Genomic DNA, 18,059 nt, shown 5'->3' with positions numbered 1-18,059 from the left:
CGATTAAGCAGATGCTGCGTCGCCGCCACAGAGGTGCGTCGACACCTGACACAGTTGCGCGAGATGTAGAGCAAGCCTCTACTGCTGGCGTGTCTTTCGCAACCACCACAGTCCTGCGATGGGTAGCACGACCGGGATGAAGACGTAACCGGATCCGAAGTGCGACCACACTGTCGGCTCCGGGAAGTCCTGGGGCTGGATGTAGCTGAGGGTGCCGATGCCGAGGACTCCGACGAGTTCGATGATGCAGGAGACCGTCACCACTCGTCGTGATGCCTCGGTTGCTCGTGCCAGGCCGACCGTCGCGATGATGTAGACCACGGCTGCGAATGCCGACAGCAGGTACGCGACCGGGGCGTTGTCGAATCGGGTGGTGAGTTGCACGATCGATCGCGATGTCGCGGCAACGGCGAACACGGCGTAGACGGCGATGAGGAAGCGTCCGAATCCGGTGCGCGTGGCTTGCTGGAGTTTGTCAGGCATATCCGGCCCAAATCTGGCTCAGTCGCAACACCATGGCTGCGAGGGTGAGGACGGCTACGAGGAGCACTGCGGTGCCGCCACGGGAACGGTCGCCCAGAGACCACCACGTTCCGAGTGGGAGCAGGAACAGCAGTCCGACGAGGTACGACCCGAACGTGAGCCGGTGAATGTCGCGATCGGAGGCGAACATCATCACGAACCCGATCACGGCCTGCAGTGCAACGACGCCTTCGGTAGCCGCGATCGTCCAGAACAGCGCGCGGTCGGCCTTGTTCTTCAACAGAACGGGCCTGTTCGTGGCGAGCTTCACGAGCACCCAGATCCCCACTACCAGGGACAACACGTACAACAAGCCGGTGACGGCGCCGATCATCGAGTTCCTCGTCATGCTGCGGTGGGTGGATGGACTTCCCTTCACAGTAACCGCGTAACACCACGTCAACACTGTGAGGCCCTTGAAACACGACGTTGTTCCGAGCGTGACCAATCGGAAATCGACGAGGCCTGTACTTGTTCCATGGCCGCAGAGGATCTGCCCTCTCGCCGGACATGACGGTTTTCTCGGGTGGACATCGGTGTCCACCGCATCCAGCCCGCTCTGCGAACCTCAGGAGACGCACGTGTCAGATCTCGACCAGTCCATCGCCGAGAACATCAAGAAGTCCCTCGAGGAGATTCCGCATCCCTCACTTCCCAAGGGCAGCAACATCTACGGGTCCACCAAGATCTTCCCCGACTACAAGGCGGAGAACGGCGAAAGCTACTTCACGCTGGTGCACGGCATCGCCCACGAGTCGTCGGTATCGTTCGTCGCGGTGCTGCAGGCCACCCGCGCTCTGCGCAAGGGTTTCGAGTCGGCGATGTACTTCTACGGACCCGGTGCCATCAATTGCCTTGCTACACGCGGTTTCCCGACCACCGGAGACTCGGGCTTCCCGGGTGAACAGAACATCAACGACTCCCTCGCGACGTTCATCGCCGAGGGCGGCACCGTGTTCTGCTGCCGCTTCGGACTGGCCCTGCACGGGGGTCGTGAAGAAGACCTCATCGAGGGCGTCATCCCGGCCCACCCCCTGGACGTGCAGGACGCATTGATCCATTTCGCGCGCAAGGGTGCCATCATCAATTCGACCTACATGGTCTAGGGGACGGTTATGTCCATCTCTACACGTGTGGATCTGGCGTTGCTCGGGATTCGAGGAGCAACGCCGGTGTCCAGAACTGCCGGTGCCGGCCCGAGTGACGATGGACATGTCCGCATCGATGGTCTCGGCGCAGCAATCCCGCGCAACCCGCTCAGTCCGTACGTACTCGAAGAAGGGCGAGTTCTGTTCGACGGCAACGACATCGGCCTCGATGTTCAGGCCGTCGATCGCCCGAAGTTCTACGACCTCTCCACCGCCGACGGCGTCGCCTACGAGAAGATCGCCAAGCTGCACGGCACCAGTGTTCTGGCCACGACCGTGGTCCAGACGTGCATTCGCTACGACGCCGATCAACGGTGCCGCTTCTGTTCCATCGAAGCGTCTCTGGACGCGGGCGACACCATCGCCGTCAAGACGCCTGCGCAACTTGCGGAGGTGGCGGAGGCTGCGGTCCGGCTGGACGGGGTGACGCAGATGGTCATGACGACGGGCACCTCGGCAGCGAAGGATCGCGGTGCCCGTCATCTGGCCCGGTGCGTACGTGCCATCAAGGCCGTGGTCCCGGAACTGCCGATCCAGGTGCAGTGCGAACCTCCGGGTGACCTGCAGACCATCCAGGATCTGTACGACGCCGGAGCCGAGTCCATCGGTATCCACGTCGAATCGCTCGACGACGACGTGCGCCGCAGATGGATGCCGGGCAAGGCATCGGTCTCGATGGACGAGTACCGCGCGGCATGGAAAGAAGCGGTCCGGGTTTTCGGGCGTAACCAGGTTTCGACGTACATACTGGTCGGTCTCGGCGAGGATCCCGACGAATTGGTCTCGGGTGCAGCGGAACTGATCGAGATGGGTGTGTATCCCTTCGTCGTTCCGTTCCGGCCGCTCGCAGGCACGTTGGCGGTGGATGTCGACCGGGCGACGGCTCCCGCTGCCGACGTCCTCGAAAGCGTCACCCGACGCGTCGCCAAGGAACTTCAGGCAGCGGCGATGCTCGGGTCCGATCAGAAAGCAGGCTGCGCGGCCTGCGGTGCGTGCAGCGTTCTGCAGAACGCGGGAGGGTGACATGTACGGCGTCGTGGAGGGTAACGATCTCGCCGGATTGTCCGGCGCTGCAATCACTGTCGTGCAACCGGAGTTCATCGTTCAGCCGTGCACCGGTACAGCAGAATTGAATGCGTACCGGGCGCTGCGCAGAGAGACGTTCGTCGCCGAACAGGGCTTGTTCGCCGGCACCGATCACGACGACGTCGACGACGATCCTCGCTGCGTCATTCTCGTGGCCACCGATCGAGACGGCACCGTGCTCGGTGGGGTGCGCCTGGCGCCCTGCACGGCAACGGATCTGGGGTGGTGGGCTGGCAGTCGCCTGGTGGTCACCACCTCTGCGCGCACTTCCGGTGTGGGCCCGGCGCTGGTTCGTGCGGCCTGTGCTCATGCCGAAAGTCGCGGCGTGCTGCGCTTCGACGCGACGGTGCAGAAGCGCAACGAGACACTGTTCACCCGTCTCGGCTGGATCAGGCGTGGCGACGTCGAGGTGGCGAATACTCCACACGTGGCGATGTATTGGCCGATCGACAGGATCGAACGGCTGGTGTCGTCGACCAAGGCGATGCTCGCCGGCGTCCTCGCGCCGCTGAAGGCGCAGCCACTCGGGCTCGGTGCCAAAGGATTTCGAGGTGACGACGGTGTCCCGGTTCCCGGGAGCGACATGATCGCCGCCTGCGATGCGATCATCCCCTCGATGGTCGACCGCGACCCGGAGTGGGCCGGCTGGTGCGCGGCCCTGGTCAACCTCAACGACCTTTCGGCGATGGGTGCCTATGCAGTCGGCATGCTCGACTCCGTCGGTGCACCCACGCAATCTCGATTGACCCGCATCATCCGCGGCCTCGCCAATGCGTCTGCGGCCTGGCAGGTTTCGGTACTCGGTGGCCACACCCAGGCCGGGGTGCCGTCGTCGCTGTCGGTCACCGCTCTGGGGCGCACAGCGAACCCGGTACGGGCCGGCGGGGGAAGCGTCGGCGATCGATTGACGCTGACGGCGGACGTCGAGGGTAGCTGGCGTCGTGGGTATCAGGGCCAGCAATGGGATTCGACGTCACGGCGCAACTCCGCCGAACTGACGACCATGGCATCGTTCGTCGCCCGTACCGCGCCCAAGGCCGCCAAGGACGTCTCGATGGCCGGCCTGGCGGGCACTACCGGGATGCTGGCCGAGGCAAGCGGAACCGGTGCCGTATTGGACATCTCCTCGATTCCGAAGCCCGACTCGGCGTCGATGGGCGAATGGATCACGTGTTTTCCCGGGTTCGCGATGATCACCGCGGACCGTCCCGGTGCACCGACTGCACCGTCCGGACCTGCACTGTCCGCAGAATGCGGAGAGCTCACCGACATTCCGGGCGTCGCCTTGCGATGGCCCGACGGAATCACCACGCGCGCGGTCACTTCGACGGTGACCGGATTGGGAGAAGCATGAACGACATCACGATCTCCGTGGCCGCAGCCGAGTTCGGCCGCGACATGGAACAGGGTTACGCCACCATCGCCGCCCTGCTCGAGGAATCGCGAAATCGCGGTAGCCAACTGCTGGTGCTACCGGAAGCGTGCCTGGGTGGGTACCTGCCCAGCCTCGGTGGCGGCGACGAGACCGAAGAATCGAGACAGCGTCGACTGAAGGCACTACCGCCGGCTCTGGAACTCGAAGGCCCCGAGATCAGGCGGGTCATCGACATGGCGGGCGATACTGTCGTCACGTTCGGATTCTGTGAGAAGGACGGCGATACCCGCTACAACGCCGCGGTGACGGTCGACGGCAGCGGCATCCTCGGTTCGTATCGCAAGGTGCACCAGCCACTCGGCGAAAACCTCTGCTACGCAGCGGGAGAGAGCTACTCCGCCTTCGACACTCCGGTCGGCCGGATGGGCATGCAGATCTGCTACGACAAGGGGTTCCCCGAGGCGGCCCGCGAACTCGCGCTCGACGGAGCCGAGATCGTCGCGTCCATCTCCGCGTGGCCGACTGCACGTACCGCGACGACCCCGAACATGGAAGAAGATCGGTGGAAGCAACGCTTCGACATCTACGATCGCGCTCGTGCACTGGAGAATCAGATCATCTGGGTCGCAGCGAATCAGGCCGGCACGTTCGGGTCTCTGAGGTTCGTCTGCAGCGCCAAGATCGTCGGGCCCGGCGGTGAGATCCTCGCGGGCACAGGCGTCGAGCCGGGTTTGGCCACAGCCACCGTCGATGTCGAGGCGCTCATCGGCGCGGCACGTGGCGGTGGCATGTACAACCTGCGCGACCGACGGCCCTCGGTCTATCGCACCATCACCAAGGAGACCGTTCATGCCTGAGATGTCGTTCGTGGTGCGGTGGCCCGACGGACGCGAACAGTCCTGCTACTCGCCCTCTTTGGTGATGCACGACTATCTGAGCCCCGGGCAGGAATACCCGGTGGCCGAGTTCGTCCAGCGAACGTCCGAGGCATTGACCGTGGCGAGCGATCGAGTTCTCGCCAAGTTCGGGATGCGGTGCACGTCGGCCGCGCAGCAGATGGAAGAGATTCACGGTGTCAGCGCGTCGTATCAGGCCGGTGCCGTTCGCGTACTGAGTATGTCGGGAGCTGAATTGCTATGAATCCGAACAGCGTGACAGAGAACCACAGTGCAACAGAAAACTACTCGGTGATCGTCATCGGCGGCGGGCAGGCCGGACTGTCCATCAGTTGGCATCTGACGCAGCGAGGCATCGACCACGTCGTCCTCGAACGCGACACCATCGCGCACGAATGGAAGGACTCGCGCTGGGACAACTTCACCCTCGTCACACCCAACTGGCAATGCGCGCTCCCCGGGTACTCCTATGACGGTGACGATCCCGACGGGTTCATGCAGCGCGACGAGGTCTACGCCTTTGTCCGACGCTACGCCGAGAGCTTCGATGCACCGGTCCGAGAGTATGTTTCGGTGAATCAGGCCTTGCAATCCGCGGCAGGCGGCTTCGACCTACAGACCTCCGCCGGCCCCATGCACGCCGATCAGATCGTCGTTGCCGTCGGCGGTTACCACATCCCCACCATTCCGCGCTTCGCCGAGAAGCTTCCCCGCGACATCGTCCAGATCCACTCGTCCGAATACCGCGGCTCGCAGCAGTTCCCGAACGGCGACGTACTGGTCGTCGGCACCGGCCAGTCCGGAGCGCAGATCGCAGAGGATCTCCACCTCGACGGCCGCCGGGTTCATCTCGTCGCCGGCACCGCACCTCGCGTCGCACGCTTCTATCGGGGGCGTGACTGTGTCGCCTGGCTGCACGACATGGGCGTCTACGATGTCTCCATCGAAGATCAACCCGGTGGCGTCGGCAAACGCGAGAACACGAACCACTACGTCACCGGCCGTGACGGTGGTCGAGACATCGACCTGCGCGCGTTCGCCACCGAGGGCATGCAGCTGTACGGCCGTCTGCTCGGCGTGGAGGACGGCATCCTGCAGTTCGCCCCGACCCTCGAAGCGTCCCTCGACGCTGCCGATCGGGTGGCCGAGAGCATCAAGGACAACATCGACGCGTACATCGAGCGCGAGGGCATCAGTGCGCCCACCGAGGGCCGCTACGTGCCGGTGTGGCGTCCGGAATCCGAGACGACCGAACTCGATCTCGCTACCGCGGACATCAAGGCCGTCGTCTGGTCGGTCGGGTTCCGTACCGACTACCGCTGGCTGAAGGTCGGGGCGTTCGACGGCGAGGGCCACCCGACGCACAACCGCGGCGTCACCTCGGTTCCCGGCCTGTACTTCCTGGGCCTGCCCTGGCAGCACACCTGGGGTTCGGGACGCTTCGCCTCGGTGGCCCGCGACGCCGCATTCCTGGCCGATCAAATCGGCCTCGAAATCAGTGCTGCGCAGTCCCGAAACTCGACGCAGTCCCGAAACCCCGCGCAGCCGCAGAGTCAGATGGTCTGATCTCGACGTGGCTCCCATCAAGATCGGTGCATTGGCAGCACATTTCGGTAGAGATGTCGATCGGGCCGTACTGAAGATCACGACGATCATCTCCAGTGCGGCCCGCGAGGGAATCGATCTCTTGGTGCTGCCCGACGCATCCCTCGGGGGTTACATCAACAGCCTGAGCAATCCGGATCCGTCCGAGTTGCCGCCCACTCTCGATCCTGACGGTCCGGAGTTGGCTGCGATCATCGCAGCGGCGGGTGCGATGACGGTGTGCATCGGGTACACCGAGTTGTCGAAGGGGCTGCGGTACAACGCTGCTGCGTGCCTGACGGGCGACGGGATCCTCGGCAGTCACCGCAAGGTGCATCAGCCGCTCGGGGAATCCTTGGCCTACGCCGCCGGAGATCGGTTCGAGGCCTTCGATACACCGGTCGGACGGATGGGCATGCTGATCGACTACGACAAGACGTTCCCGGAGTCGGCCCGCACGCTCGCATTGGATGGCGCGAGAATCATTGCGGCGCTGTCGGCGTGGCCGGCCAGCGTCACCGATCGAGCGTCGTCGCTACCCAACGATCGGCAGTCGCGACTGTTCGATCTGTACGACGCTGCGCGCGCCGCCGAGAACCAGGTGGTGCTCGTCTCGTCCAACCAGACCGGGGTGATGGGATCCCTGCGGTTCCTCGGCCAGGCGAAGATTGTCGGGCCCGGCGGAGACGTATTGGCCAAGACGTGGTCCAAAGGAGGTTTGGCCGTGCACGAGATCGACGTCGATGCCGAGGTGGATCGGGCCCGGAGAGGTCTGCATCACCTGGCCGAGCGACGCGTCGACGCCTATCCGAACTTGTTGCAGGAGAAGCCGGATCGATGAAGATCGCGCTGTTGACCTATTCGTCCAAACCGCGCGGAGGCGTGGTGCATACGTTGGCTCTGGCCGAAGCGCTGGCACGCGCCGGCCAGGATGTGTCGGTGTGGTCGCTGGGCCGCGGGGGCGACAGTGAGTTCTTCCGCAAGGTCGACCCGGCTGTCACCGTGCGGATGGTCCCGTTTTCCCACCGCGAGAACGAGAGCGTCGGCGAGCGGATTCTGCGATCGATAGGCGTTCTGCGGCAGGCCTTCACGCCCGACGAGTACGACATCGTCCATGCTCAGGACTGCATCTCGGCCAACGCCGTCGGGCGGTGCATCAGGACCATCCACCATCTCGATGAGTTCACCACTCCCGAGCTCGCGGCATGTCACGAACGAGCGATCACCGCGCCGTACGCGCGAATCTGTGTGTCCACTGCGGTGGCCGACGACGTCCGACGCGGCTGGGGGTTCGATCCGATCGTCATTCCCAATGGAGTCGATGCCGGAAGGTTCTCGGCAGCAGCCGAATCGGGCCGATCGCACTGGGCCGGGAAGTTCGGCAGGTACGTGCTCGCAGTCGGCGGCATCGAGCCACGCAAGGGCAGTCTCGATCTACTCGACGCCTTCGCCGGGCTGTCCGATCGCCACGTGCAACTGGTGTTCGCCGGCGGCGAGACCCTGTTCGACTACCGTGACTATCGAGCCGAATTCGACCGTCGAGCAGTAGAACTGGGCATGGAGCCGGTGATACTCGGAACCGTCGACGACGACGAGCTGCCGCATCTCGTGGCGCAGGCTGCGGCGCTGCCGTTCTTCTCCACCAAGGAAGGCTTCGGCCTGGCCGCGATGGAGGCGCTCGCCGCATCGACTCCGGTGGTGGCGCGTGATCTGCCGGTACTGCGAGAGGTGTTCGGAGACAGCGTCACCTACGCATCGTCGGTGGAGACCATGACCAGCGAATTGGACCGTGCGTTGCACGAGCCGCACGATCCGTCACCGGGGCTGGCGCTGGCGCACAGCCTCACCTGGGACGAGGCTGCGCGTCGACACCTGGAGTTCTACTCCTCGCTACGCTGACCGGTTCGCTTGTTGCGCTTGAGCCGGTGAGGCTTGAGCTTGTGGAACCCTTTGACCCGTAGTGAACGGACCGATTTGAGGTAGAACTCCGAGTCGTGACGTAGTTCATCCGTCATGACGGTATCGACCAGGATCGTTCCGGGATTGGCCGAACTGGTCAGGCGCGCAGCGATATTGACCACCGATCCGTACAGGTCGCCGTACCGGGCCAGTACCGGGCCCCACGCCAGCCCGACCCGCAGATCCGGCATGTCCTCCTGCTCGTCGAAGGCGTCCTGGAGGTCGAGGGCGATGTGGGCGGCATCCTCGGGGGTCTGCGCGCTGAACATCACCTCGTCGCCGACGTTCTTGATCACCGAACCGCGCCCTCGCGCAATGATATTGGTGGCCAGTGACTCGAACTCCTCGAGAAGCGTCGTCAACTCGCCGATGTCGAGTCGACGCGTCAGGCTCGTGTAGCCGACCATGTCGGCGAACCCGACGGCCATCGTGGGGCTGTCGGCGGCGTCGTCGGGAGCGGCGATGGATCGACCGGCCGCTGCTGCCAGGTGGCGTCGCCAGGTGTATCCCTGGAGCGCTTCGAGGGTGGGGACGGTTTCGGCGGCGATGGCACGGGCGTTCCGTCGAATCGCGTCGATGTCGTTCGTGTCTTCTTGGCTGTCGATGATGCGTTCGAGTATGTGAGAGTTCACAACGCCCACTTGCCATTCCGCGAGCCGGGACATCGACTGCCCGAGGGTGCGTGCGATCGCAACCTCCATCTCGGGCTTGATCACCTTCTGCGCGGTCAGTGCGGTGATCAGCTTCAGAGCTTCGAGATCGGCGTCGGTGTAGACGAGTGCGTCGGTATCGGTGTGGACGGGGAAGCCCATGCCGATCCACAGGGCGATGACCCGCTCGAGCGGAATCCCGGACTTCTCGACGATGTCGGCGCGGTTGTACTTGGGCTCGCCGCCCAGTAGATTCCGCTCGATCTCCGTCTGTACTACCGAGTTGATCTGATTCTCAGGCATATCCCAACGTTCTGTCGAAATAGGAACGGACGGCGTCCACGTACTCGTCGATCTTGTCGGGATCCCAATCCGTGGTGGGTATGGGCTCGCCGACGGTGACCTTGACCGTACCGGAGTGAACGGTGAAGTCCTTCTTCCACATCACGTCACCGGCGTTGTGAATGACGATCGGAACGATCGGCACGCCGGCCTGCATCGCCAGGTGAAAGCCGCCTTTCTTGAATCGGCCGAGACGGGACGTCGGCATGCGAGTGCCCTCGGGGGCGATGGCGACCGAGATGCCGCTGTGCAGCTTCTCGATCGCGGGCCGCATGGCCTCTCGCGCTTGCGCAGGATCGCCGCGATCGACATAGGCGACGTCGAAAATTCTGCCCAGCAATGCGAAGCGCGGATCGCGTTCGAGTTCCCGCTTGGCGACGGCGGTGATGTCGCGTCGCAGGATGGAAGTGACGATGATCGAGTCGGCGGTGCTCTGATGGTTGAACATGAAGACGGCTGGCCTGGCCGACCAGGCATTTTCGGTTCCGGTGACGTCGAGCTTGACTCCGGCGAGGGTCAGCGCGATGTCCGGGGCGATGGTGCTGGTGATATTGGCACCGGTACGGCGACTGCGGGTGAGCAACCCCAGACCGAGCCCGATCGACGCACTCGCGAGCACCGATCCGAGCGCCGCCGTGCTGCGTACGGCCGACGTGATATCCGTGCCGCGCTTCGGGCTGTCCAGCGTCAGGGCCGGCCAGTTCTTCTTGGCGGCATAGCGCGCGAGATCAGGATCGGGGTTGAGGGCGATGGGACGGCCCACGGCCTCGAGCAGTGGCACGTCCTCACCGCCGTTCGAGTATGCGAAACAGCCTGCCAGAGCGATGCCTTCACGTTCGGCGTAGTCGATCGCCGCCTGTGCTTTGCGGGGTCCCCAGAGCGAATCGCCGACGAGCTCGCCGGTGAGAATTCCGTCGGTGACCACCGGAGTCGTGCACAGCAACTCCTCGAACATCATGTCCTGTTGCACCGGCAGTGCCTGGTACGGCGTGGCCGAGGTGGCCATCACGAGGCGATGCCCTGCGTGCCGGTGAGCCTCGACGAGGGCCCGGGCCTGCGGGTAGATCATCGGCGCGATCTCGTTGCGGAACAGGGTGTATGCCTGTTCCATCAGGTCCTCTTCGCGACGGCCTTCGAGGCCGCGGACGGCCTTGCCCATCAGATTGTCGACGGGAGAGTTACGCATCCGCATCTCGACGACGGCACTGGAGATCTCCCACAGTTCCTTGACCGTGACGTCGAGGGTCTTGAGGCGTTCGAGAAACACTGCGCGAGCTGAGAATCCGTTGATGAGAGTGCCGTCGAGATCGAAGAAGGCGATGGTGTCTCGGCCGGGTGGGGCGGCGGCGATCGCTATCAGTCGATCGTCGAACTCGGTCATGGATTGTTCTCCTCGGGGGCAGAGATCGGTTCCACCTCACGGAGCATTCGGTGCGCCATGTCCCGGATGGTACGTACCTTGCGGGCCCATTCGTCGATCTCCAGCGCGAAGTCCCTGCGGCGGCGGGCAATGCCGTCCGAGCTGGAATCGATCAGGTCGCGGTTTTCGGCCAGTTGCAGTGCAGTGTCGAACAGTTCGCCCGAGATGGACTCACTGTGATCGAGCTGCTGGCGGAGCCGCCTGGCCTGGGCAGCGCCGAGGCATTCCGAGATGAACTTCGGTTTGTCGAATTCTCCGCTCTGCGGCAGCAGCATCAGCTGGTCGGCCACTACCTGATAGGCCTCGAAGATCGGCTGCAGTACGCGGTGCGCCAGGTGCAGATCCTGCGATTCGAGCTGTCGCGCAGCATAATCGGGGTCGCTGATGCTGGTGCGCCAGTCCGGGTCGATGAGATCGACCTCGGATTCGAGACGCTCCCCGAAGTCCTTCTTGTCGCCGAAGAAGAACTCGAACTTGAGTAGATCTCGCAATTGCAGGGCCGACGTCCACAACGATTCCTGAGTCAGCGGCGTCGAGTCACCCTCGGTCGGTAGCACCACCAGCTCGCCGATGGCGCGCATCACGAAGAAGTGAATGGCGTTGTTGCGGAAGAACGCTGCCACCAGATGCTTGTCCTGCGCCAGGTAGAACAGCGGTTCGGGGCCGTCGTCGAAACGCTTGACGACGTTGGCGTTGACCTGTGCGATGACGGCCGAGCGGACGACGTCGACGTCGGCGATGTCCACCCCGCCCGCAGTGGGTAGGTTTCTGCGCTTGATGTAGCCGGCCAACGGCGAGATGATGGCCCACATCTCGTTGACGTTGAGTGCGCGATCCTCGATACCCAACAGCGCCATCGTGACCAGTGCTGCCGGGGTCACCGGCGTCGCATCGTTGATCGCATGGGAGACACCGAGCGCGATCTTCTGCACCGCGACGCGCTTGTCGGTGTTCTCGGCGACGATCGCCGCCACCGACATCGGCTCTCCGAAGTTCAGATAGACGTTGCCGCGCAACGTGCCCTGAGCGCGGATGTACCCGATGGCCATGCGAATGCCTTCGGCTTGCTTCTTCGCCCCGTGCGATTCTTCGGCCATCGCGCCGACCTCGTGCAGTCGGTCGTAGGTGATGGACGTCGGAATCAGATAGACGTCCTCCGCGTCGCTCGACTCGAGGGCGTCGACGAGGTAGGTCAGCAGACCGAACCGCGGCGGGCGGAGCTTTCCGGTGCGGCTGCGTCCGCCCTCGATGTACCACTCGAGGTTGAACCGCTTGCTGAGCAGAAAACTCATGTACTGACGCAGCGTCCATTTGTAGATCGTGTCCGAGAATTTGCGCTGAATGAGCACCACGCCACTGCGTTTGGCTATCGGGCCCAACGGCCAGAAGCCGACATTGATGCCGCCCATGACGTGATTGAGCGGCAGTCCCTCGGCGAGAAGCGCGGGACGCAGCACGAGTGGGTCGAGGTAGGAACGGTGATTGGGCAGGAACACCAACGGATAGTTCTTGTTGAGTTCGCGAACCTTCTGCAGCTGACCGCGATCGACGTCGACCTTGTACGCCCGCGAGAAGTACGCGCCGAGGGTGCCCCACATCTCGACGGCGCGCCTGGTTTCGGTCGCCACCATCTCGCCGAGGATGTCCTGAACCCTCTTGTCGACGGTGTCGCGATCCTGGCCGACGTGGTCTGCGAGCTCGGTGATGCCGTCCCTGAACTTCTTCTGCTCCGTCATGTCCTCGACGACGAAGCGCGGAATCTTGTACTCCGAGCCGATGACTCCGCGTTCGGCCTTGTCCAGTGCGAGACTCGCCTGCCGCAGGATGAACGACGACAACGACGTGCCGCCGCCGCGCTCGAACCGATCCTGCAGATCGCTCAGGGTGGCGGGTTCACCGACCAGCACTGCGGAGTGATCGGGATCGTCGTTGGCCACCCACCGCTGCCACACCCGTGTCGGCTTCGAGCGGCCTCTCGGGGCGAAGATGCGGTGCAGAATGCCGGTGCTTCGATCGGTCAACGTGACCCGCAGCGGAATGAGCAGCGGATCTTCGGCGTACCCGCGGACGGTGTCCGACAGCGATGTCCTGGCCTCACCGGACAGAACGACCGACGGGGGCCGACGTTCTCCGTCCGGGGTGGTGGCGTCGATCCACTGATTCAGGGCCTGAACCTCGAGAGTGCTTCTGGCATCGAGCAAGTACACGTGCGGACCGTCGCTGAGCGATTGCTGGTCCGCGTCGAGGTGGTACATCGAAGCTCCTGTTCCGTACCTGCGCAAGAAGGTACGCCGTCAGGCTACGCGGGAGAATCCCGGCGCGAGGGCGGTTCGGCGAGGTGGTCGACGGCACTCGACGGGCGCTCGGACGGCCTGTCCGTTAGAGTCGTGTCATCGGCCTTCTCTGGCCAAGCCTCTTTAGTGTTAATCGTAGTAACTGTTACTTCTGGTTACGGTTACTCGGGGTTACACACACTTGGGATCGACGTCATCCTCGCGACCGATACTCGATGCCGTTCTGCCTGCGCACGTGAATCTGTGCGACAGTATTCGCAAACACTTTCGAGAAAGGCCGGTAGTCGATGCCACCCCGTGGGCGCGCCGTGAACGATTCGCTGACTCCCGAGAACCTGACGACGCTGGCAGCAGCGCTCGCCGAGGGGCGTCGCGCCACCGTGTATCTCCGCGAGCCGAATCCGAGCCTCGGCCTGCCCGACGGTACGTCGGCCAAGGTGGTGTCCATCGACGGCAACACCGTCACCATCAGCCCGAAGGGCGTCAACGACGAACTGCCCTACGAGGCCGAAGAACTGCGCATCACCCGCAACCCGGCGACCCCACCCGCGCCTGCCAAGCGCATCCCCGCGAAGAAGACGGTATCGACTGCGCCGGTATCGAAGCCGGTCGCTGCCTCCGAGCCGGTTGCTGTCTCGAAATCGAGCCCTTCTTCTACATCGGCCACGGCTTCTACATCGGTCACGGCGTCGACATCGAGCGCTGCTCCGAAGTCGGTACCGGCGACCGACGTGGCCGCCAAGCCTGCCGGTGCGGGGTCTGCGTCGACCGGCTCGGCCCCACGTCGTCCGAAGAAGGCGCCGGGCGGAGTGAGCGTGACCATTCATGCCGGTGCCGACAACGATTGGTCGGTCACCGTCACGCAGGGCGCGAAGAGGCCGACCAAGGCGCAGCCGGTGAGTCCGGAAGCGGTCGGTCGGGCCGTTCGTGAACTGGGCGATGTCACTGCACGCGATGCCGTCGAGGCTGTCATCTCCCATGCACGTGAAGAGGCGGCACGCCGCGTGGCCGAACTGAGTCGTCAACTCGACGAAGCTCGGACGACTCTTGCGGCCCTCGAGCAGGACGTATGAGCGACTAGCTCGTGTTACGACACGTTCTGTTGCTAGGGTTCTGCCGACACCGCTGAGAGGGAGTACATGTTCAAGAAATTCATGCTCGTCGTCGTGGGGGCGGCTGCAATCGTAGCCAGCGTCGGCGTGGGGACCGCATCCGCGGCCGCTCCTGCAGCTCTCGGCGGTGGGTCCGGAATCATCGTCGGAGGCCAGGCGGAGTGCACGCTGACGACGATCGGCAACGACCGCAACGGAAATCTCGTGGGCTTCACCGCCGGTCACTGTGGCCAAGCGGGTGCCTCCATCGTCCCGGAGTACGACACCTCCCTCGGTGAGGTGGGCCGCATCGCATTCTCCAACCCGGAGTACGACTACGCCCTCATCGAATTTCAGCGTGACAAGGTTGCCCCGATCAGCCGCGTGGGCAACGTGACCATCTCTCAGGTCGGCCCGCCGACGGCGTTCCCGAACATCGTCTGCAAGGAAGGCCGCACGACCGGCAACACCTGCGGCCTCGCGTACGGAGACGTTCTGCAGTCGCAGGAGACCTGGGCGCAGCTGTGCGTCGTCGAGGGTGACTCGGGTAGCCCGGTCGTCGTCGGCAACACCCTCGTCGGCATGGTCAACGCCTACCTGGGCGTCGCGTGCTTCGGCCCCGAGGTCGGCACCAACTTCGACGCGATCCTTCGCAACGTCGATCAGGGCAACGGACTCGGCGCAGGATTCGTCCCCGCTCCCTGACCCGCACTCGTAGACCGATGTCCCGTCGGCGCAATCACATTGCGCAGGCGGGGCATTCGTCGTTTCAGGGGTGGGCTTCGGCTGGCGCGTCCGCGGCACGGACACCGCTCACGATGCGTTCGGCTTCGTCCGGTGCGATTCCGAGCAGGACCAGACTCGACGTGGTGGCCGCACCTGTGGGGTCGGTGAGCAGCCCGGCATTGGTGGCCTCGAGGATCGACAGCGCGATGGCTTCGATGTTGAGGATCAGCACCTCGGCCGGCAGATAGGTGGAGAACACACCCTCGCGCTGTCCACGTCGTATGACAGCCGCAGCCGACTCCCGCATCGGTCCCAGTAGGTCGTGAAGACCGTTGTGTCCCAGGTCGGTACGGGCAACCGCAAGTAGAAGCCGGTACTGATCGCCGACGCGTGCCAGTGCCAGCGTCTGGCGCACGAACACGGTGACGGCGGATTCGTCGACGGCCGAATCACGTTCGAGCGCGGCCGAGATGCGTTCTGCGGCTTCGAGTGCGATGCCGTCGATCAGGGCTTCGCGAGAGGCGAAGTGCGAGTACACCGTTCGTCGGACCACCCCGGCCGCGGACGCGACGTCGTTGATGGTCGCGTCCGGATTGTTCGCCAATACCCCCTGCGCGACATCGAGAATTCGCGCTCTGTTCGAGCGGGCGTCACTTCGCTGCACGGGCGATCGGTCTGTCCGTGCGCTCGGTCTCGACTCCGTCGTCTTCGGCACACGTCCACTTCTAGCACGATCGCGTCGACGCAGTGTGGTTGCCGCCACAAAAGATTGCCGATCCTAGCGCGAATTTCTTAAGCTGCACAGCACTGTGCAAGGTGTGTCGCACTTTGCCAACGGGGGGAACACATGACACTGCTCGCGATGACACCTGTCCAAGAAATGCACAAACCCTATGCCCGACGATGGTCGGCCTTGGTGGTGTTGTGCCTGAGCCTGCTGATCGTGGTCATGGCGAACACGTCTCTGCTCGTCGCCGCGCCGTCGATGACGATGGATCTGGGCTTGACCAGCAGTGATCTTCAATGGGTGATCGACGGATACACCGTCCCGTACGCGTCGTTGATGCTGTTGTGCGGAGTGATCGGCGACCGGTACAGCCGACGCGGCGCGCTGATCATCGGACTGATCATCTTCGTGGCGGGGTCGGTGGCGGGGGCGCTGACCGATGCCACGCTCGGCGTGATCCTGGCTCGAATCGTCATGGGTGTCGCGGCTGCGATCGTCATGCCTGCGACGTTGTCGCTGCTGGTGGCCACGTTCCCCAAGCGTGAGCGGGCCACAGCCGTCACCGTGTGGGCGGCCACGTCCGGCCTCGCCATCGCCGCCGGGCCGTTGCTGGCCGGGTGGCTTCTCGAGAGCTTCACGTGGAGTTCGACATTTCTGATCAACGTCCCGATTGCGCTGGCCGCCATAGCCGGAGCCGTCGTACTCGTCCCGCCGTCGCGAGCCGTCGATGCCGGTGCGATCGATTGGATCGGCGGGTTGCTGTCGGTTCTGGCCGTCTCGACCATCGTCTACTCCATCATCGAGGGCATGCACTTCGGCTGGACTGTCGGGCCGCTGTACTTCGGCCTCGTCGGACTGCTGTCGGTGTTGGGTTTCGTGGGCTGGGAACTACGACACCCCAATCCGTTGCTGGACGTGCGGATGTTCTCCTCGCGTGTTCTCGGGGGTGCCACCCTTGCGGTACTGGTGTTTTTCCTGGTGACGTTCGGGGCGATCTACCTCGTGGCGCAGTACCTCCAGTTCGCTCTCGGGTACGGCCCGGTCTCCACCGGAGTGCATCTGCTGCCGCTGGCCGGCGCAGTGTTCGTCGGGTCCGGAATCACGATGTGGCTGACCCCCAAGATGGGGCCGCGTGTCACCGTCACCGCAGGGATGATCGTGGGCACGCTGTCGGTCGTATCCCTCGTCGGAATCGATTCGACGGCAACGTATGTCGACTTCCTACCCGTACTGACGCTGCTCGGACTCGCCATCGGGCTGTCCGTCTCGCCCTGCACCGACGCCATCATGGGTGAGTTCCCGGACGACAAGCTCGGTGTCGGCGGCGGACTGAACGACACTGCACTCGAACTGGGCGGGTCTCTCGGCATCGCAGTATTGGGTTCGGTTCTGGCGGCGTCGTATCGACAGGGAATCGAGGGGTTTCTGCAGACCTTCCCCGGTAAGCAACCCAACGGCCAGTACACCGGTCAGGCCGCAGAAGGGCTTGCAGCATCGCAGGATTCGCTGGCCGGTGCGGTGATCGTCTCCGACATCATTCGCGAGCAGAATGCATTTCTGAGCGGCTTCGCAGACAATCTCGAAGCGAATGCCATCTCCGCCTTCGGCAGCGCCGTTGTGCACACCAGTGTCGTTGCGGCCGTGGTGTTCGGAACCGGAACCGTGATCGTGGCGTTCCTCATCCCGGCCAAGAACAAGGCGCTCGCGTCGTCGTCGGACATGATCGCGTTCGAGCCGATCGTGCCCTTCGTTGCGCCGCCGGCCACTCGCGCAGCGGCCGTCCGTGAGGTCGCCGAGCTCGAGCAGCTACTCGAACGGCCATCGGCAGCCAAGCCCGAGCCGAGTACGCCGCGTGTACCGCGAACAGCGAAGCCGCACAACGCTGCCACCCCGGCACTGGTCGACGCCGAACTCGAACGCCCCAGCATCTATCAATTGGCGCTCGAACTCGGCGAACTGCCCGTCGTACCCACACCGCCGGACGTGGAGCCGACCGAACCGTTGCAGACGTTCTACCAACGAGCCAGCCGACAACACGCGACGTGCACCGAGATGAACGAACGCTCGAGCCCTATCTGGGCCATGCCGCTGTAGACCTCCCGAACGCGTGAATGGACCACTGCACTGCCGCCGGGTTGGGATCAATGCGCCTTTGTTGCAGTCCAACTGACTGAAACCCACATTGATCCCAACCGGGGGGGCTAGGGCCGGGGGCTAGGGCCGGGGGCTAGGGCTAGGT

General features: G+C 64.1%; 17 protein-coding genes. 11 read left to right on the top strand and 6 right to left on the bottom strand.

The annotated features are described in order from the left end of the window. Positions 1–78: 78 nt before the first annotated feature. Together J2X62_RS07540 and J2X62_RS07535 are read right to left on the bottom strand one after the other, a co-directional pair. Positions 79–483: a hypothetical protein gene (locus tag J2X62_RS07540; protein WP_027495236.1), complete on the bottom strand. Its 405-nt coding sequence runs from the start codon at positions 481–483 to the stop codon at positions 79–81. Further along, complete coding sequence (locus J2X62_RS07535; RefSeq protein ID WP_230074147.1) at positions 476–871, bottom strand: hypothetical protein; 396 nt, start codon at positions 869–871, stop codon at positions 476–478. The genes J2X62_RS07540 and J2X62_RS07535 overlap by 8 nt, the downstream gene beginning before the upstream one ends. A gap of 232 nt (positions 872–1,103) precedes the next feature. Here J2X62_RS07535 and J2X62_RS07530 point away from each other — a divergent pair, with 232 nt between their 5' ends. The 8 genes from J2X62_RS07530 to J2X62_RS07495 are packed head-to-tail and all read left to right on the top strand — an operon-like array spanning position 1,104 to position 8,510. Beyond that, positions 1,104–1,628 (top strand): MSMEG_0572/Sll0783 family nitrogen starvation response protein, encoded by a 525-nt coding sequence (locus J2X62_RS07530; RefSeq protein WP_310179459.1) that lies wholly within the window; start codon positions 1,104–1,106, stop codon positions 1,626–1,628. Between the two features lie 9 nt (positions 1,629–1,637). Further along, the gene (locus J2X62_RS07525; protein ID WP_032369567.1) at positions 1,638–2,693 is read left to right on the top strand and encodes an MSMEG_0568 family radical SAM protein; all 1,056 of its coding nucleotides are present in this window, start codon (positions 1,638–1,640) and stop codon (positions 2,691–2,693) included. A gap of 1 nt (position 2,694) precedes the next feature. After that, positions 2,695–4,110 carry an MSMEG_0567/sll0787 family protein gene (locus J2X62_RS07520; protein WP_310179456.1) on the top strand — a complete coding sequence of 472 codons (1,416 nt, stop codon included), beginning with the start codon at positions 2,695–2,697 and terminating at the stop codon, positions 4,108–4,110. Continuing rightward, positions 4,107–4,988, top strand: coding sequence for a carbon-nitrogen hydrolase family protein (locus J2X62_RS07515; protein WP_032406338.1), 882 nt, complete (start codon positions 4,107–4,109; stop codon positions 4,986–4,988). Before J2X62_RS07520 ends, J2X62_RS07515 begins: the two co-directional genes overlap by 4 nt. Further along, positions 4,981–5,271: an MSMEG_0570 family nitrogen starvation response protein gene (locus J2X62_RS07510; RefSeq protein ID WP_027495242.1), complete on the top strand. Its 291-nt coding sequence runs from the start codon at positions 4,981–4,983 to the stop codon at positions 5,269–5,271. Before J2X62_RS07515 ends, J2X62_RS07510 begins: the two co-directional genes overlap by 8 nt. Next, positions 5,268–6,593 (top strand): MSMEG_0569 family flavin-dependent oxidoreductase, encoded by a 1,326-nt coding sequence (locus J2X62_RS07505; RefSeq protein ID WP_052067134.1) that lies wholly within the window; start codon positions 5,268–5,270, stop codon positions 6,591–6,593. The genes J2X62_RS07510 and J2X62_RS07505 overlap by 4 nt, the downstream gene beginning before the upstream one ends. 7 nt (positions 6,594–6,600) lie before the next feature. Beyond that, positions 6,601–7,452: a carbon-nitrogen hydrolase family protein gene (locus tag J2X62_RS07500; RefSeq protein WP_027495243.1), complete on the top strand. Its 852-nt coding sequence runs from the start codon at positions 6,601–6,603 to the stop codon at positions 7,450–7,452. After that, on the top strand, positions 7,449–8,510 hold the full coding sequence (locus J2X62_RS07495; protein ID WP_310179450.1) for an MSMEG_0565 family glycosyltransferase: 1,062 nt from the start codon (positions 7,449–7,451) through the stop codon (positions 8,508–8,510). The genes J2X62_RS07500 and J2X62_RS07495 overlap by 4 nt, the downstream gene beginning before the upstream one ends. On the opposite strand, the gene J2X62_RS07490 is transcribed toward J2X62_RS07495, so the two are convergent. Genes J2X62_RS07490 through J2X62_RS07480 form a run of 3 tightly spaced genes read right to left on the bottom strand, consistent with a single transcriptional unit; the run spans position 8,492 to position 13,237 of the window. Then, on the bottom strand, positions 8,492–9,523 hold the full coding sequence (locus tag J2X62_RS07490; RefSeq protein WP_027495245.1) for an adenylate/guanylate cyclase domain-containing protein: 1,032 nt from the start codon (positions 9,521–9,523) through the stop codon (positions 8,492–8,494). The two genes, J2X62_RS07495 and J2X62_RS07490, sit on opposite strands and share 19 nt — an antisense overlap. Beyond that, positions 9,516–10,943, bottom strand: coding sequence for an HAD-IB family hydrolase (locus J2X62_RS07485; RefSeq protein ID WP_057474468.1), 1,428 nt, complete (start codon positions 10,941–10,943; stop codon positions 9,516–9,518). Before J2X62_RS07485 ends, J2X62_RS07490 begins: the two co-directional genes overlap by 8 nt. Beyond that, positions 10,940–13,237 carry a glycerol-3-phosphate 1-O-acyltransferase gene (locus tag J2X62_RS07480; protein ID WP_310179447.1) on the bottom strand — a complete coding sequence of 766 codons (2,298 nt, stop codon included), beginning with the start codon at positions 13,235–13,237 and terminating at the stop codon, positions 10,940–10,942. Before J2X62_RS07480 ends, J2X62_RS07485 begins: the two co-directional genes overlap by 4 nt. A gap of 326 nt (positions 13,238–13,563) precedes the next feature. Here J2X62_RS07480 and J2X62_RS07475 point away from each other — a divergent pair, with 326 nt between their 5' ends. Then, positions 13,564–14,349 (top strand): DUF6319 family protein, encoded by a 786-nt coding sequence (locus tag J2X62_RS07475; RefSeq protein ID WP_310179445.1) that lies wholly within the window; start codon positions 13,564–13,566, stop codon positions 14,347–14,349. Between the two features lie 66 nt (positions 14,350–14,415). Continuing rightward, complete coding sequence (locus J2X62_RS07470; RefSeq protein ID WP_027495249.1) at positions 14,416–15,072, top strand: hypothetical protein; 657 nt, start codon at positions 14,416–14,418, stop codon at positions 15,070–15,072. A 64-nt stretch (positions 15,073–15,136) separates the two neighbouring features. On the opposite strand, the gene J2X62_RS07465 is transcribed toward J2X62_RS07470, so the two are convergent. Then, positions 15,137–15,757, bottom strand: coding sequence for a TetR/AcrR family transcriptional regulator (locus J2X62_RS07465; protein ID WP_310179438.1), 621 nt, complete (start codon positions 15,755–15,757; stop codon positions 15,137–15,139). A gap of 183 nt (positions 15,758–15,940) precedes the next feature. On the opposite strand from J2X62_RS07465, the gene J2X62_RS07460 reads away from it, so the two are divergent. After that, a complete protein-coding gene (locus tag J2X62_RS07460; RefSeq protein ID WP_371831959.1) occupies positions 15,941–17,914 on the top strand; it encodes an MFS transporter in 1,974 nt (657 codons plus the stop codon). The last annotated feature ends 145 nt before the right edge of the window (positions 17,915–18,059 follow it).

Source organism: Rhodococcus sp. 3258, from assembly GCF_031456475.1.
GTDB lineage: Bacteria > Actinomycetota > Actinomycetes > Mycobacteriales > Mycobacteriaceae > Rhodococcoides > Rhodococcoides fascians.
The sequence above is the reverse complement of the archived record's forward strand: the minus strand, read 5'-3'. Positions and strand labels throughout refer to the sequence as shown.

Bases quoted from the DNA above. Each gene is read 5' to 3' on its own strand.
- J2X62_RS07460 (WP_371831959.1), top strand. From the start codon at position 15,941: ATGACACTGCTCGCGATGACACCTGTCCAAGAAATGCACAAACCCTAT.
- J2X62_RS07505 (WP_052067134.1), top strand. From the start codon at position 5,268: ATGAATCCGAACAGCGTGACAGAGAACCACAGTGCAACAGAAAACTAC.
- J2X62_RS07480 (WP_310179447.1), bottom strand. From the start codon at position 13,237: ATGTACCACCTCGACGCGGACCAGCAATCGCTCAGCGACGGTCCGCAC.
- J2X62_RS07490 (WP_027495245.1), bottom strand. From the start codon at position 9,523: ATGCCTGAGAATCAGATCAACTCGGTAGTACAGACGGAGATCGAGCGG.
- J2X62_RS07470 (WP_027495249.1), top strand. From the start codon at position 14,416: ATGTTCAAGAAATTCATGCTCGTCGTCGTGGGGGCGGCTGCAATCGTA.
- J2X62_RS07535 (WP_230074147.1), bottom strand. From the start codon at position 871: ATGACGAGGAACTCGATGATCGGCGCCGTCACCGGCTTGTTGTACGTG.
- J2X62_RS07475 (WP_310179445.1), top strand. From the start codon at position 13,564: ATGCCACCCCGTGGGCGCGCCGTGAACGATTCGCTGACTCCCGAGAAC.
- J2X62_RS07540 (WP_027495236.1), bottom strand. From the start codon at position 483: ATGCCTGACAAACTCCAGCAAGCCACGCGCACCGGATTCGGACGCTTC.
- J2X62_RS07520 (WP_310179456.1), top strand. From the start codon at position 2,695: ATGTACGGCGTCGTGGAGGGTAACGATCTCGCCGGATTGTCCGGCGCT.
- J2X62_RS07485 (WP_057474468.1), bottom strand. From the start codon at position 10,943: ATGACCGAGTTCGACGATCGACTGATAGCGATCGCCGCCGCCCCACCC.
- J2X62_RS07495 (WP_310179450.1), top strand. From the start codon at position 7,449: ATGAAGATCGCGCTGTTGACCTATTCGTCCAAACCGCGCGGAGGCGTG.
- J2X62_RS07525 (WP_032369567.1), top strand. From the start codon at position 1,638: ATGTCCATCTCTACACGTGTGGATCTGGCGTTGCTCGGGATTCGAGGA.
- J2X62_RS07510 (WP_027495242.1), top strand. From the start codon at position 4,981: ATGCCTGAGATGTCGTTCGTGGTGCGGTGGCCCGACGGACGCGAACAG.
- J2X62_RS07515 (WP_032406338.1), top strand. From the start codon at position 4,107: ATGAACGACATCACGATCTCCGTGGCCGCAGCCGAGTTCGGCCGCGAC.